Origin of the sequence: Candidatus Endoriftia persephonae (assembly GCF_023733635.1) — a bacterium.
Classification (GTDB): Bacteria; Pseudomonadota; Gammaproteobacteria; order Chromatiales; family Chromatiaceae; genus Endoriftia; species Endoriftia persephonae.
This window is the reverse complement of record NZ_CP090569.1, coordinates 1,391,603-1,406,160: the sequence shown is the minus strand read 5'-3', so window position 1 is coordinate 1,406,160 and position 14,558 is coordinate 1,391,603. Positions and strand designations below refer to the sequence as shown.

Below are 14,558 nucleotides of genomic sequence, written 5' to 3'. Positions count from 1 at the left end.
ATGGAAACCAGATCAGAGCAGACGTCGCAGGGCAGCCAGAATGGCCTCCGGCTCAGTGCCGTGAGAGAGCGTCTCGCGCAGCACCCCCTGGCGATCGATCAGATAGAGATCGGCCGAGTGATCCACCACATAGTTGGTCTCTGAAGGCTGTTCGACCCGGTGATAGGCCGCGCCATATTTTTTTGCCACATCGGCCAGCACCTCGGCCGAGCCGGTCACACCAAGGATCTTCGGGTGAAAATAGTGACTGTACTCTTCAAGGCGCTCTATGCTATCCCGCTCCGGATCGACACTGATGAAGAGCACCTGCAGCCCTTCCTGCTCCGCCTCGTTCAGTTCGTTGAGCGCCATCGACAGCATACCCAGACTCGTTGGGCAGATATCGGGGCACCAGGTGTAGCCAAAATAGAGTACTACCACCTGCCCATGTAGATCGCTCAGCGAGAGCGGGCCATTGGCCGAGACCAGCGTAAAGTCACCACCGGTGGGTTTTGCCTGCAGCGACAACACCTGGTGTTTGGCAGGCTCCTGGCCAGCCGGATTCCAGAACAGACCAACCAACAACAGTGCGCCGCCCAACAGCAGAATCACGCCCCAGAGAACATATCTTTGCATCAACTTCTCCCAAAGATATCGGATCGTTTCAGGCGTCACTCTCCAGGGGCTTGCCCAGCGCTGTATCCACAGCATTGGCCAGCACCTCAGAGTATTCGATCAACTGCCTGATCAGATTGTCATGTTTGTGCAGCAGTTTACGCGCCGCCTCATCCTGATCAACCACCTTGTAGTGCTGGTCATCCACCCAGGCTTCGAGCGTCTTTAGCTCCCTGGTAAAACGCTGATACTGCCGCCGAAGGTTATCGACCAGCAGATGGGAGCGCAGCGGATTGACCGGCTCCTTCAGGTAAAGATCAAGCAGCTGCCCGAGGACCTGCTGCGCCTTGCTCATCTGGCGCTCGAGGCCGGAACTGTCGAATTTTCTGGCTTCAAGTCCGTGCAACCCCCTCAACTGGATGCGCAGCCGCGGCGCCATCTTTTTCATCCTGGCAGCCGATTTTTGCAGCAGTCGCAAGTCTGCTCCATCCAGCAGTTTTTTCGTTTCCTGAGCCAACCGCGGCAGTTCACCAAGCGCCGAAGAGTCCTGACGAGCAACCGGGGCAGTTTCAGCCATTGCCCCTCCCGTCACTATCGACACACTCAACATCAACCACCACTTTTTATAGTTATTTCGCATCTCCCATCTCCCGATCTTATTTTTTCTAAAGCTCTGCCAGATCCCCCTTCTCCTGCAGCCAGCGCTTGCGGTCTGCGGCCCGCTTCTTCGCCAGCATCATATCCATCACACGGCTACTGTCGTCACCCGCCTCGATGGTGAGCTGGACAAGCCGTCGCGTATCCGGATGGATAGTTGTCTCCCGCAACTGCGGGGGATTCATCTCACCCAGTCCCTTGAATCTCTGTACATTGACCTTACCGCGGATTTTCTCCGCCTCGATCCGGTCAAGCACACCCTGCTTCTCACTGTCATCCAAAGCATAGAAGACCTGCTTACCGACATCGATACGGTAGAGCGGAGGCATTGCCACATAGACATGACCCTGTAGCACAAGTTTCCTGAAGTGGCGCAGAAACAGGGCGCACAGCAGGGTGGCGATGTGCAGGCCATCGGAGTCCGCATCGGCGAGGATGCAGATCTTGCCAAAGCGCAGCTTAGAGAGATCATCGCTGCCCGGCTCAACGCCGACTGCCACCGAGATATCGTGCACCTCCTGGGAGGCGAGCACCTCGGCGGAGTCGACCTCCCAGGTGTTGAGGATCTTGCCGCGCAGCGGCATGATCGCCTGGAACTCCCGATCCCGCGCCTGCTTTGCCGAGCCGCCGGCAGAGTCACCCTCCACCAGAAACAGCTCAGTGCGACTCGGATCGACCGCACTGCAGTCGGCCAGCTTGCCCGGCAGCGCCGGCCCCTGGGTGACCTTCTTGCGCTTTACTTTGCGCCCGGCGCGCATCCGCGACTGGGCGGCGTCGATCGCCATCTCCGCGATGCGTTCAGCGACATCGGTATGCTGGTTGAGCCAGAGACTGAAGGTGTCCTTCACCACCCCGGAGACAAACGCTGCACACTCCCGCGAGGAGAGGCGCTCCTTGGTCTGGCCGGAGAACTGTGGATCGTCCAGCTTGGCCGAGAGCACGTAACTGACCCGGCTCCAGACGTCGTCGGGGGTCAGTTTGACACCCCGCGGCAGCAGGTTGCGGAACTCGCAGAACTCGCGCACCGCATCGGTCAGACCGCTGCGCAGGCCGTTGACGTGGGTACCACCGAGAGTGGTGGGGATCAGGTTGACATAGCTCTCGGTGACCACCTCAACACCACCGCTCTCTTGCAGCCAGACAACCGCCCAGGAAACCGCCTCACGATTCCCCTCCATCTGCCCGACAAACGCCTCCTGGGGCAGCCATTCAGCGCCACGCAGCGCATCGAGCAGGTAGTCTCTCAGACCATCCTCGTAGAACCACTCATCGCGCTCGCCCGACGACTCATCGAAGAAGCTGACCTTCAGCCCCGGGCAGAGCACCGCCTTGGCGCGCAACACATGACGCAGCCGACGCAGCGAAAACTTAGCGCTATCGAAGTAGCTGGGGTCGGGCCAGAAGCGCACCCGGGTGCCGGTATTGTTGCGCCCGACTTTGCCGATCGCCTCCAACTCCGACACCTTGTTGCCGCCAGCAAAGGCGATGTTGTATTCTTGGCCGCCACGCCGCACCCACACCTCCAGGTGCTTGGAGAGCGCATTCACCACCGACACGCCGACACCATGCAGCCCGCCGGAGAAGCGGTAACTCTTGTTGGAAAACTTGCCGCCGGCATGCAGCTTGGTGAGGATCACCTCGACCCCGGGCAACCCCTGCTTGGGGTGGATATCCACCGGCATGCCACGGCCGTCATCGATTACCTGCAGCGAACCATCCTTGAACAGGCTGACCTCGATGCTGCTGGCGTAGCCGGCGACTGCCTCATCCACGCTGTTGTCGATCACCTCCTGCGCCAGATGGTTGGGGCGGCTGGTGTCGGTATACATGCCCGGTCGTTTGCGGACCGGATCCAGGCCACTCAGGACCTCAATCGCCGAGGCGTCGTAGCTAGCACTCATGGAGACAATTCAACTGTTTAATAAACCTTATCGTTTACAGAAACCTGACCAGAATTCTACACATCCCACTCTGCTCATGCGAGCAGACCCCATTGACCGGCACAAACCGCCTGGGGTAGCTTTACGCCACCCCAACTACTAGTAAACAGCTGTGCCGAGAAGAAAAAAGACCCCCCCCTTCGAAGAGGCGCTTGCCGAACTCGAATCCCTGGTCGAGACCCTGGAGAGTGGCGAGCTGCCGCTGGAGGAGTCGCTAAAGACCTTCGAGCGGGGCGTGGAGCTGACCCGCAACTGCCAAAAGGCCCTCGATGATGCAGAGCAGAAGGTCAGAATCCTCAGCAACGAGGGCGGCGCAACGGAGCCTTTCGAACGTGAGCAGTAACACCGCCTTGAGGGAGTTCATGCTGTTCTGCCAAAATCGGGTAGAACATGCGCTGGATAAGAGCCTGCCTGCCGAGAGCACATCCCCCGCTCGCCTCCATCAGGCGATGCGCTACGCAGTGCTTGGCGGCGGCAAACGCATCCGCCCGATTCTCACCTACGCCACCGGTCAGGCACTCGGCGTAGAGATCAACCAGCTCGACACCGCCGCCTGCGCAGTAGAAATGATCCACGCCTACTCGCTGGTACACGACGACCTGCCGGCAATGGACGACGACGAGCTGCGCCGAGGCCGCCCCACCTGCCATAAGGCCTACGACGAGGCCACCGCAATCCTGGTCGGCGATGCGCTGCAGACCCAGGCGTTCCAGATCATCTGCACCAGCGGCAACTTGCACGCCAGTGCCGAGACCCGCCTGGAGATGATCGAGACCCTGAGCCGCGCCAGCGGCTCCCGCGGCATGTGCGGTGGCCAGGCCCTTGACCTCAACGCAGTCGGCCAGGAACTCTCTCTGGCGGAGCTGGAGAACCTGCACATCCACAAGACCGGCGCGCTGATCCGCGCCAGCGTCAATACGGCCAGCCTGCTAGCACCCCGCCTAGAGCCGGAACAGGCACACCAGCTCGACCACTACGCCAAATGCGTCGGCCTCGCCTTCCAGATTCGCGACGACATCCTCGACGTGGAGGGCGACACCGAAACCCTCGGCAAGACTCAGGGCAAGGACCAAGCCCAGGATAAACCCACCTACCCCGCCCTACTCGGCCTCAACGGCGCCCGTGAAAAGGCCGCCGAACTGCAGGCCGACGCCCACCGCTCCCTCACAGGCTTCGACAGCAAGGCCGACCCGCTGCGCTGGCTCGCCGACTACATCATCGGACGGGATTACTGAACCACAGCTGCCAGGAGAGCTTGGCGGGTTGGGAGATGCTGGCGCCGGTGGATGAGTGAGGCGCTCCTACTTGCGCCGGCGGGCATCCGTTGGGATAATCGCGCGTTTTCGCGCTGACACGCACCGAGCGGCCCTGTGCCGAAATAACCCGAGGTTTCATCGGTTGTTGCTGACCGTCCACTGGACGATGATGCAGGCGCATCATCTTTGCCCGATTACAACGCCCACGCCCGTCGCCTGGCAGGATCTCTTACATGGCTGAAAATATTAGCACCGCTTCGTCTCAAATCGCCGACGTTCAGAGCAGCGCCGACACCCGCCAGATCGCCATCAACAAGGTGGGCATCAAGGACATCCGCCATCCGGTGCGTATCAAGGACCGCAGCGAGGGCGAGCAGCACACCATCGCCAACTTCAACATGTATGTTGACCTGCCCCACAATTTTAAGGGCACCCACATGTCGCGCTTCGTGGAGATCCTCAACAGCCACGACTACGAGATCACGGTGGAGTCGTTCAAAGATATGCTGACGGAGATGGCAGAGCGGCTGGAGGCGGAGTCGGGCCACATCGAGATGAACTTCCCCTTCTTCATCAACAAAACTGCGCCGATATCCAAGGTGCAGAGTCTGCTCGACTATGATGTCACCCTGATCGGCGAGATCCACAGCGGCAAGCCGGAGATCGACATCAAGGTGGTGGTGCCAGTAACCAGCCTCTGCCCCTGTTCGAAGAAGATCTCCGAGCGCGGCGCCCACAACCAGCGCTCCCACGTCACCATCCAGGCGCGCACCGCCGGCTTCATCTGGATCGAGGAGATCATCGAGATAGTCGAGCAGGAGGCCTCCTGCGAGCTGTTTGGCCTGCTCAAGCGTCCCGACGAGAAGCATGTCACCGAGCGCGCCTACGACAACCCGAAGTTTGTCGAGGACATGGTGCGTGACGTGGCGGTACGTATGAACAACGAAACGCGCATCAGCGCCTATGTGGTGGAATCGGAAAACTTCGAGTCGATCCACAATCACAGCGCCTACGCGCTGATTGAGCGGGACAAGCTGAAAGACCCGGTTAGCTGAGGCGGCAGCGCCGGCCATCAAATAGATCGTGCAGGTCGGGATTTATCCCGACCGAGATCACTAGGTCAGGTGGATTGATAAAAGCTCAGAACCTGCTCTCCAGCAGCAGGTAGGCGCCCTTATCCTGCATCGTGAGCTGGCTCAGGAAGCTCATCCCCAACAACACCTGGGTGGGACTGTTGCCTTCAATTATAAAGCCGCGCACCCCGCGCCGGGTAATCGCCCCCACCCGCACCTCTCTTAGCGTCACCTCATAGGCGCGCGCCATGCCCGAGGCAGTGCCCACCGCAATCGGCGTTCCCTTGCGCTTGTAGGCGATGCCCAGACGGCGCGCCTCGACCCCACTCATCGCCACCGCCGTGGCACCGGTATCCAGCAGAAACTGCACCGTGCGGCCGTTGATACTGCCCAAGATGGTGAAAGAGCCGGTCTCATCCCGCCAGACCTTGGCACTCTGACGCTCTGGCTCGGAATAGCTGCTGGAGACATGCCGGCCAAGGTTGTAGGTGTCGCGCTTGCCATCCACCTCGATCAGCGCCTGGCGGCTGTCGGAGGAGATCAGCAACACGCCTTCGGGAGAGGCCTTGCCGGGCTTTAGCATGCGCCGCTTGCCATCGATGGAGACCATCACCTTGTTGGCGAAGAGCGCCTCCACCACCAACCGCTCCACTGCCAGTGCCATTGCGTGCGGCACCAACCACAGCAGACAGCAGAGCAGAGCCCTGTAGGGCACAGAGCACGTCATTGGATCACTCCTGTCAGCTCAATGGCCTGCATCACCACCAGAGCAAACAATCCCGCCAGCAGATCGTCAAACATGATGCCGAACCCACCGCTCACCCGCCGGTCGATCCAGCGGATCGGCCAGGGCTTGAGGATATCGAACAGGCGAAACAGCAGAAAACCGAGCACCAGCCACAGCCAGCCGGGTGGAGCGAGGCTCATGGTCACCAGATAGCCGACGACCTCGTCCCAAACGATGCCGCCGTGGTCATGTACTCCCAGATCGTCAGAGGTTCTGCCGCAGATCGGGATGCCGATCAGAAACAGGCCCAGCAGGATAGTCAGATAGGCGGGCAACGGCTGCGACTGCAGCAGCAGATAGATCGGGATCGCCAGCAGGGTGCCGAAGGTGCCCGGCGCAAATGGCGCCAGCCCGGAACCAAAACCAAAGGCGATCAGGTGGTGCGGGCGACGCAGATCGGGCCGGGCAGGTCTGTTGGCTTCACTCATGGGATGCAAAGTGGTCGTAGCCCTTGGCTGATGGTCTCCAAATAGTAGCATCAGCCTGCTCACAGACCAGCCCCGGCGCGGCGGTGATCTCACCGATCTCGCTGACAGCAAGCCCCAGTTGCTCGCTGAGCGGCCACAGGCGGGAGAGTTCGGCGGGCGGCAGGGTGAAACAGAGTTCGTAGTCGTCGCCGCCGGCGAGCGGCAGGTCCCAGTCAGCCGTGCGACGCACCGCATCGCTGAGGGGCAGGCGCGCCAGCTGCAACCGGGCACCCACACCGCTGGCTTGCAGGATATGCCCCAGATCGGCCAGCAGCCCGTCGGAGATGTCGATGGCCGCGCTCGCCAGGCCGCGCAGCGCCTGCCCCAATGCAAGCCGTGGCTGCGGGCGTTGCAGACGGTCGATCAACTGACTGCGCTCAGGTTCGGAAAGATTGGCCTCTCCCTGTAACAGGCGCAGGCCGAGTGCCGCATCGCCGAGCCTGCCGCTGACACAGATTCGGTCCCCCGGCTGCGCGCCGTCGCGCCGCAGCGCGCTGCCGCGGGGCACAAAACCGTGGACCTGCAGGGTCAGCGTCAGCGGTCCACGGGTGGTGTCGCCACCCACTAGGCTCACCCCAGCACGACTCGCCAGCGCCGCAAAGCCGCGGCTGAACGCCTCCAGCCAGACCTCATTCACCTCAGGCAGGGCCAGCGCCAGGGTCACCCAGGCGGGCTCGGCCCCCATCGCCGCCAGATCACTCAGGTTGACTGCCAGTGCCTTGTGCCCAAGCGTCTCCGGTTCGACATCCGCCAGGAAGTGGACCCCGGCCACCAGGGTATCGATGCTGACTGCCAGCTCCATCCCCTCAGGCACATCCAACAACGCACAGTCATCACCGATACCGAGCGCCACATCATCACGGAGCGGGGTCAGATCGCTGAAGTAACGTCGTATCAGGTCGAATTCAGAGAGCGCCATGAGAATATAGGGTGAATGGGGCCATCCTGACCCTGCTGACCTTTGTCCTGAAAGCGGGCCGCTGGCGTCGTCCGGCCAACGACCCGAAGAGCAACTGAGCTCAGCCGCGTATCTCCGCAGCACGCACCGACTTCGCCACCCGGTCGAGCACGCCGTTGACAAAGCGGTGGCCCTTCTCGGCACCGAATACCTTGGCCAACTCCACCGCCTCGTTGATCACCACTCGGTAGGGCACCTCCATGTGGTGTTTCAACTCATAGACGCCGAGCCGCAGCACCGCCCGCTCGACCGGATCGACGCTCTCGATGGCGCGATCCAGCGCCGGCTTGAGCAGCCCATCCAGCTCCTGCAGATTATTCGGCACGCCGTGTAGCAGGTCCTTGAAATAGGGCACCTCAAACTGGCTGAGATCCTGCTCGCCAAGGAACTGCTCGTAGATTGCTGCCAAATCCTGTCCGGCCATCTGCCACTGATAGATCGCCTGCACCGCATGACGGCGCGCCTGACTGCGTTTTTTGCTCATCAGATCTGGCGCAGCAGATTGACCATCTCAATCGCGGAGAGGGTCGCTTCCGCGCCCTTGTTACCCGCCTTGGTGCCGGCCCGCTCGATCGCCTGCTCGATGGTGTCGACAGTCAGCACGCCAAAGGCGATCGGCACGCCGTGCTTCAGGCTCACCTGGGACATGCCCTTAACGCACTCCCCTGCCACATAGTCGAAGTGCGGGGTGCCGCCGCGGATCACCGCGCCGAGAGCGATGATCGCGTCATATTCACCCTTCTGCGCCAGCTTCTCCAGCAGCACCGGCATCTCGAAGGCGCCTGGCAGGCGAACCAGGGTGATCTCCTCCTCCTTGGCGCCGTGGCGCTTGAGGGTATCGATCGCGCCGTCCACCAGGCTTTCGACCACAAAACTGTTAAACCGCGCCGCCACCACACAGAAGCGCGCGTTCTCCACCACCAGTGAACCTTCGATTGTATTGATAGCCATCTATTCTGGATCCTGATCAGTTAAATCTTCTGGGAAGTCGGATGCCAAGGGCTATTCGCACTCGACATACTCCACCACTTCCATATCGAAACCGGAGAGACCGTGAATACTCTTTGGCGCACTCAGCACCCGCATCCTGCGCACTCCCAGATCCGACAAGATCTGCGCACCGACGCCGTAGGTGCGTAGCTCTTTGCTGTTGTCGCTCTTCACGTAGCCCGTTTCTGCGCCGCCCTGCACCTGACGATCCATCATGCGCTGCACGATCTCACGCGGTGTATCGTGATTGCGCAGCACCACGATCACCCCTTCGCCCGCCTCGCTGACCTGCTTCATGGCGTTAGCCAGGGGCCAACCGCAGTCGCCCCCCTCGGCGGAGAAGAGATCACACAGGCTGTTCTGCATGTGCACCCGCACCAGCACCGGTCGATCCGGCGTGGGCTGGCCCTTGATCAACGCCAGGTGGATCTCATTGTCGACCACATCCTGGTAGGCGGCGAGGCGGAACTCACCATGCTCAGTGGGCAGGTGGCACTCGCTGACCCGCTCCACGGTATGCTCGTTGCGCACCCGGTAGTGGATCAGATCAGCGATGGTGCCGATCTTCAGGCCATGTTCGGTGGCGAACCGTTCCAGATCGGGACGGCGCGCCATGGTACCGTCCTCATTGAGGATCTCGACGATCACCGAAGCGGGCGAGAAGCCGGCCAGCCGCGCCAGATCGCATCCTGCCTCGGTGTGACCGGCACGCACCAGCACACCGCCGGGTTGGGCCATCAGCGGAAAGATATGGCCGGGCTGGACCAGATCGCGCGGCTCAGCACCAGGAGCCACCGCCGCCAGCACCGTGGTGGCCCGATCGGCCGCCGAGATGCCGGTGGTCACGCCCTCCGCCGCCTCGATCGAGAGCGTGAAGTTGGTGGCCGAGAGCTCATCATCGGTCGGCACCATCAGGGGCAGGCGCAGCTGACTGCAGCGCTCTTTGGTGAGGGTCAGGCAGATCAGGCCGCGGCCGTAGCGGGCCATGAAGTTGATCGCCTCGGGGGTGACGCTCTCCGCGACCATTACCAGGTCGCCTTCGTTCTCCCGGTCCTCGTCATCCATGATGATGACCATCTTGCCCAAGCGCAGATCTTCGATAATTTCTTCTGTGGTATTGAGAGGCATTGATCTTTTATCGTGTCGTTCAAAGCGAACCGGCGATTCTATCAGAGCAGCCCCACCTAAGGAACGCCTGTATCCCTCATCGAAATGCCAGTCTGACTGGGGCGACCGGCACCACTGGAACTGCCGGAGAGACGCAGGAAATGGTATCAGCCAGGGTTCAGCAGTATGATTGCCCGCACAACGGATCCTGGGCCACTGGGGAGAGAGACCTGATCAGCACTTCAGCGCATTCTAGCGACAACTTGCCCGGTTTTTGCTATAGACTCCTGCCTGGACATGAAAATACCGTGGATCTGCTCTGGAGGGGCCCTCAGCCAAGATAAAGGCAGCGGCCTCTAGCTCAGAGTCAGGGATCAACACTAACCCCCCGCGCGCGCAAGAGCATGGTTCGGGTTGGTATTATTCAGAATCAACACCAGGCGCCGGAAACAGCGCGATAATTTATTTTTCAGACAGTTAAACGATGAAAGACGCGATATTTGAGATAAGCAATCAAATCCGATCGGCCTGGAGATACCGCTGGTACGCCATGGTGGTTGCCTGGACCATTGCCGTGGGTGGCTGGTCCTGGGTATTTGCAATGAACGACCAGTACGAATCGAGCGCCAAGGTCTTTGTCGATACCGAAAATCTGCTACGCCCCCTATTGAAGGGCATCGCGGTGCAGACCGACCTAAATCAGCGCCTCAACCTGATGACCCGCACCCTGCTGAGCCGCAAGAATCTAGAAAAAGTGCTGCGCGAGAGCGACCTGGACCACTCGGTAAAAAACCTGGAAGAGCGCGAGATTCTGATCAAGCAGCTGCAGGAGAAGATCGCCATCGGCCATGAGCGCCGCCAGGACTTCTACACCATCGCCTACACCTATAAAGACCCCTATGTGGCCAAAAAAGTGGTGGAGACTCTGCTCAACATCTTTGTTGAGTCCGCCCTCGGCGATACCCGTATCGAGTCGGATAGCGCACAGCGCTTCCTGGAAAAACAGATCCAAGAGTATGAAAAGCGCCTGGTGGAAGCGGAGAGCCGACTTACCGAATTCAAGCGCCGCAATCTAGACACCCTGCCCTCACAGAGCGGCGACGCTTTCAACCGTCTGCAGCGCACCCAGGCGCAGCTTGAGGATCTGCAACTCGAGCTGAAAGAGGCCACCATCAAACGTAACGAATTGAAACGGCAGTATCAGGCCGCTGAAAAAGAGGCCGAGGCCAAGCAGGCGGCAGGCGGGGTGATACTCGGCTCCCCCAATGCGCAACGCATCCAGCGAATGGAGTCCAAGCTCGATGAACTGCTGCTGAAGTATACGGAAGCGCATCCCAACGTGCGCGAACTGCGGGACACCATCAAGCAGCTGAAAGTGGCCGAGGATGTGGTCATCTCCTCAGGCGATGGGAGCAGCACGTTGGCGGCAGATACCGCGGTGGAGCAGCTGAAACTGGCCTATCGCCAGGCCGAAGTGGAGCTGACATCGACCCGCGTACGTGTCAAAGAGTACGAAAAGCGCATCAAGGCGCTGAAAGAGAAACTCGCTTTCCTGCCCAAGGTTGAGGCTGAACTGAAAAGGCTCGACCGCGACTACCACATCAACAAGAAAAACTACGAGGAGCTGGTGCAGCGTCTGGAGTCTGCTCGCATGTCGGTACAGGCCGATGTTGCCGGCGACAGCGTCAAATTCCGTATCGTGGAGCCCCCCAAGGTGCCGCTGGTTCCGGTCGGCCCCAAACGCATCGCCTTCAGCATAGGCATCCTGGTGCTAGCTCTTGGGCTAGGCGGTGGTCTGGCCTTCATCATGGGTCAGCTGCGCCCAGTCTACTACGATGTGATGGGGCTGCGCCGTGGCACCGAGGTACCAGTACTGGGCCAGGTCACTCGAGTCTGGACGCGAAAACTGGCGGTCAAGCGCAAGCTCGAGGTAAGCGGCTTCTTCACCGCCACCACGATGCTATTTCTGCTCTTCGTATCGTTGCTGGTGATCTATCAGATGGGTTACCGTGATGAACTTGTCGGCCTGATCAAAGGGGTGGTCTCAGCTTGATCGCCCCACCCTGGTGCAGAATCGCGCCAGGGTGGGCCTCAGCTCAATCTGAACCACGCCATACCAGCACTGCCCCGGCTCCTACCCAATCACCTGACAACTCTCTCGTCACACCACCCGCCCCTTCTGTCATTCACAGCAAACGGCCTCTCTCTTCCCAAAACGCTCCAAGTTGAAGCCAAATAGGGCCAGACTGTCGAGACCATTACGCCCGCTCAACTCCGTGCAGGACACAACGGCAAGCTTGGGAGAGGCTGAATACAGCATTTGCAGTATTGCTTTGTTTCTTGACGCGTCATCTATGTTGCTATATTTTCCTGCGGCTCTGCTTCAGGTGTCCCAAGGGTATCCACCCCCAAGGGATGAAACGGGAAGCCGGTACGTACTGGTGAAAATCAGAACAATTCCGGCGCTGCCCCCGCAACGGTAGGCGAGTTGCGGCGGATCATACAGCCACTGCGTTTCGACGTGGGAAGGCGATCCGCCAGGTCTGCAAGACCACTCGCAAGCCCGGAGACCGGCCTGGAGCCCAAGGAACCTCTAAACGGACCATGGACCGCAAGGCTGCCGTCCAGATTCATTCAGAGGCTCCCCAAGGTTGGCATTGCGGAGGGCGATGCGGCGACTAACGAGCCATTATAGCTGCGCGCGTTTCGCGCCATGCCTCTGCTCGCGTCAGATTCTCCTCCTCCGCTTATGTCTGTGCATCACCGATTCGCGCGCGGGTGAGCGCGCCGGAGGGAATTAAAAATGAAGAGACACTATCTGTCTGCAGCGGCACTGCTGCTGAGCTCCCACTCTGCTTTTACCGTCGAGCTCGATCCCGTCATCGTCACCGCAAGCCGCACCGCGCAGACGGTAGACGAAAGCCTCGCCTCGGTAACCGTCATCACGCGCCATGATATCGAGCGCCAGCAGGCGCAATCCATCCAGGACCTGTTGCGCGGCGTACCGGGCGTTAGCATCAGCAACAACGGCGGCCCCGGTAAAGCCACCTCGATACACCTCCGCGGCACCGAATCCGACCACGTGCTGGTGCTCATCGACGGTGTCAAAATGGGTTCTGCGACCCTCGGCACCACCGCCTTTGAGCAGATTCCCATCGAGCAGATCGAACGCATCGAGATCGTACGCGGTCCACGCTCCAGCCTCTACGGCTCCGAGGCCATCGGCGGTGTGATCCAGATCTTCACCCGCAAAGGCGGCGGCGCGCTCACGCCATTTTTCAGCATCGGTGGCGGCAGCTACAGCACCTATACCGCCTCGGCAGGGATTTCAGGGGGCGGCGAACGCGGTTGGTTCAACCTCAACGCAAGTGGCATCGACACCGAGGGCTTCAACGCCTGCACCGGCAAACCGTTCCCGGACGGTGCCGGGTGTTTTACCACCGAGCCCGACAAGGACGGTCACCAGAACCTGTCCAGTTCCCTGCGCGCGGGCTACCGGTTTGAAAACGACATTGAGGTTGATGCCCACGCGCTGCGTGCCAGCAGCAACACCGAATTCGATGGGGACTTTGTCAATGAATCAGAATCTATCCAGCAGGTCATCGGCGGGACGATCCGTTTCTCGCCGATAGAGATCTGGCAGCTCACGCTGGCAGCGGGCCGCAGCCGGGATGAGTCCGACAACTTCAAGGACGGCACCTTTGTGACCCGCTTCGATACCGAGCGCGATACTGCTTCCTTGCAGAACGATCTCTACATCGCGGATGATCATCTGCTCACCCTGGGTATCGACTACCAGAGCGACAAGGTCGATAGCAACACCGCCTATGTGGTCAGCTCCCGCGACAACAAGGGGCTGTTCACCCAGTACCAGGGCACATTTTCCGCCCACGACCTGCAACTCTCCCTGCGCCGTGACGACAACGAGCAGTTTGGCCAGCGCACGACTGGCGGGGCAGCCTGGGGTTACGCATTGGCTAACAGCCTGCGGCTCACCGCCTCTTACGGCACTGCTTTTAAGGCGCCGACCTTCAATGAGCTCTACTTTCCCGGCTTCGGTAATGCCGACCTGCGGCCCGAAGAGTCGCGCAGTTTCGAGCTTGGCCTGAGTGGCTCGGTCAGCTGGGGGCACTGGTCGCTCAACGCCTATGAAACCCGCATCGACGATCTAATCGCCTTCGACCCAACCACCTTCGTCCCCGCCAACATCGACCAGGCACGCATCCGCGGCCTTGAAGCGATCGTCAGCACCCAGATCGGGGGCTGGAACCTCGACACCAATCTCACCCTGCTCGAGCCAGAGAACCGCTCAAGCGGCACCAACAACGGCAAGCTGCTGCCGCGGCGTGCCAAACAATCCCTGCGCTTCGATGCGGATCGCCAGTTTGGTAACTACGCGCTCGGCGCAACGCTGCTGGCAGAAGGCAAACGCTATGATGACCTGGCCAACAGCCGTAAACTCGGCGGCTATGCCACAGTCGATTTGCGCGCCGAATACAACCTCGCCCGAGAGTGGCGGCTACAGGCGCGCCTCGAGAACCTGCTCGACAAAGAGTACGAGACCGCTGCTTTCTACAAACAGCCTGGGCGCAGTTTCTACCTGACCTTGCGTTACCAACCCTGATCCATCGCAGAGGAGAAAACCGTGCTTAGCCCCTCCACACGCCATCAGCGACTGCCCTGCCCCGTCCTGACCGCTTTGATGACTGCGGGAGCGAAGCCGTGAGCA

General features: G+C 60.5%; 14 protein-coding genes and 1 riboswitch. Of the genes, 5 read left to right on the top strand and 9 right to left on the bottom strand.

The window, feature by feature from the left end:
- Positions 1–12: 12 nt before the first annotated feature.
- The 3 genes from L0Y14_RS06435 to parE form a co-directional block, all read right to left on the bottom strand.
- Entirely contained in the window at positions 13–615 is a 603-nt protein-coding gene (locus tag L0Y14_RS06435) for an SCO family protein (protein ID WP_006474063.1), read from the bottom strand.
- Positions 616–643: 28 nt separating this feature from the next.
- Entirely contained in the window at positions 644–1,171 is a 528-nt protein-coding gene (locus L0Y14_RS06430; protein ID WP_006474062.1) for a hypothetical protein, read from the bottom strand.
- 88 nt (positions 1,172–1,259) lie between these two features.
- The gene (gene parE, locus L0Y14_RS06425; RefSeq protein ID WP_006474061.1) at positions 1,260–3,152 is read right to left on the bottom strand and encodes a DNA topoisomerase IV subunit B; all 1,893 of its coding nucleotides are present in this window, start codon (positions 3,150–3,152) and stop codon (positions 1,260–1,262) included.
- A gap of 151 nt (positions 3,153–3,303) precedes the next feature.
- Here parE and L0Y14_RS06420 point away from each other — a divergent pair, with 151 nt between their 5' ends.
- The 3 genes from L0Y14_RS06420 (at position 3,304) to folE2 (ending at position 5,502) form a co-directional block, all read left to right on the top strand.
- Complete coding sequence (locus L0Y14_RS06420; RefSeq protein WP_005960690.1) at positions 3,304–3,534, top strand: exodeoxyribonuclease VII small subunit; 231 nt, start codon at positions 3,304–3,306, stop codon at positions 3,532–3,534.
- 19 nt (positions 3,535–3,553) lie between these two features.
- Positions 3,554–4,426 (top strand): (2E,6E)-farnesyl diphosphate synthase, encoded by an 873-nt coding sequence (gene ispA, locus L0Y14_RS06415; protein ID WP_006474060.1) that lies wholly within the window; start codon positions 3,554–3,556, stop codon positions 4,424–4,426.
- A gap of 254 nt (positions 4,427–4,680) precedes the next feature.
- A complete protein-coding gene (gene folE2 / locus L0Y14_RS06410) occupies positions 4,681–5,502 on the top strand; it encodes a GTP cyclohydrolase FolE2 (RefSeq protein ID WP_005960688.1) in 822 nt (273 codons plus the stop codon).
- A gap of 85 nt (positions 5,503–5,587) precedes the next feature.
- Here the strand turns inward: folE2 and L0Y14_RS06405 are convergent, their stop codons facing one another.
- From L0Y14_RS06405 to ribBA, 6 genes are all read right to left on the bottom strand, one after another.
- Complete coding sequence (locus L0Y14_RS06405) at positions 5,588–6,247, bottom strand: retropepsin-like aspartic protease family protein (protein WP_138921744.1); 660 nt, start codon at positions 6,245–6,247, stop codon at positions 5,588–5,590.
- Positions 6,244–6,735: a phosphatidylglycerophosphatase A family protein gene (locus tag L0Y14_RS06400; RefSeq protein ID WP_006474058.1), complete on the bottom strand. Its 492-nt coding sequence runs from the start codon at positions 6,733–6,735 to the stop codon at positions 6,244–6,246. The genes L0Y14_RS06405 and L0Y14_RS06400 overlap by 4 nt, the downstream gene beginning before the upstream one ends.
- Positions 6,728–7,693 (bottom strand): thiamine-phosphate kinase, encoded by a 966-nt coding sequence (gene thiL / locus L0Y14_RS06395; RefSeq protein WP_006474057.1) that lies wholly within the window; start codon positions 7,691–7,693, stop codon positions 6,728–6,730. Before thiL ends, L0Y14_RS06400 begins: the two co-directional genes overlap by 8 nt.
- A gap of 100 nt (positions 7,694–7,793) precedes the next feature.
- Positions 7,794–8,216 (bottom strand): transcription antitermination factor NusB, encoded by a 423-nt coding sequence (gene nusB, locus L0Y14_RS06390; protein ID WP_006474056.1) that lies wholly within the window; start codon positions 8,214–8,216, stop codon positions 7,794–7,796.
- Positions 8,216–8,683 carry a 6,7-dimethyl-8-ribityllumazine synthase gene (gene ribH, locus L0Y14_RS06385; RefSeq protein WP_005960682.1) on the bottom strand — a complete coding sequence of 156 codons (468 nt, stop codon included), beginning with the start codon at positions 8,681–8,683 and terminating at the stop codon, positions 8,216–8,218. Before ribH ends, nusB begins: the two co-directional genes overlap by 1 nt.
- A 51-nt stretch (positions 8,684–8,734) precedes the next feature.
- Complete coding sequence (ribBA, locus tag L0Y14_RS06380; protein WP_006474055.1) at positions 8,735–9,850, bottom strand: bifunctional 3,4-dihydroxy-2-butanone-4-phosphate synthase/GTP cyclohydrolase II; 1,116 nt, start codon at positions 9,848–9,850, stop codon at positions 8,735–8,737.
- Positions 9,851–10,313: 463 nt separating this feature from the next.
- Here ribBA and L0Y14_RS06375 point away from each other — a divergent pair, with 463 nt between their 5' ends.
- Entirely contained in the window at positions 10,314–11,882 is a 1,569-nt protein-coding gene (locus L0Y14_RS06375) for an XrtA system polysaccharide chain length determinant (protein WP_005960680.1), read from the top strand.
- Between the two features lie 315 nt (positions 11,883–12,197).
- A riboswitch (cobalamin riboswitch) is annotated at positions 12,198–12,422 on the top strand.
- Positions 12,423–12,632: 210 nt separating this feature from the next.
- Positions 12,633–14,453, top strand: a complete 1,821-nt coding sequence (btuB, locus tag L0Y14_RS06370) for a TonB-dependent vitamin B12 receptor (RefSeq protein WP_006474053.1) — start codon at positions 12,633–12,635, stop codon at positions 14,451–14,453.
- Positions 14,454–14,558: the final 105 nt, after the last annotated feature.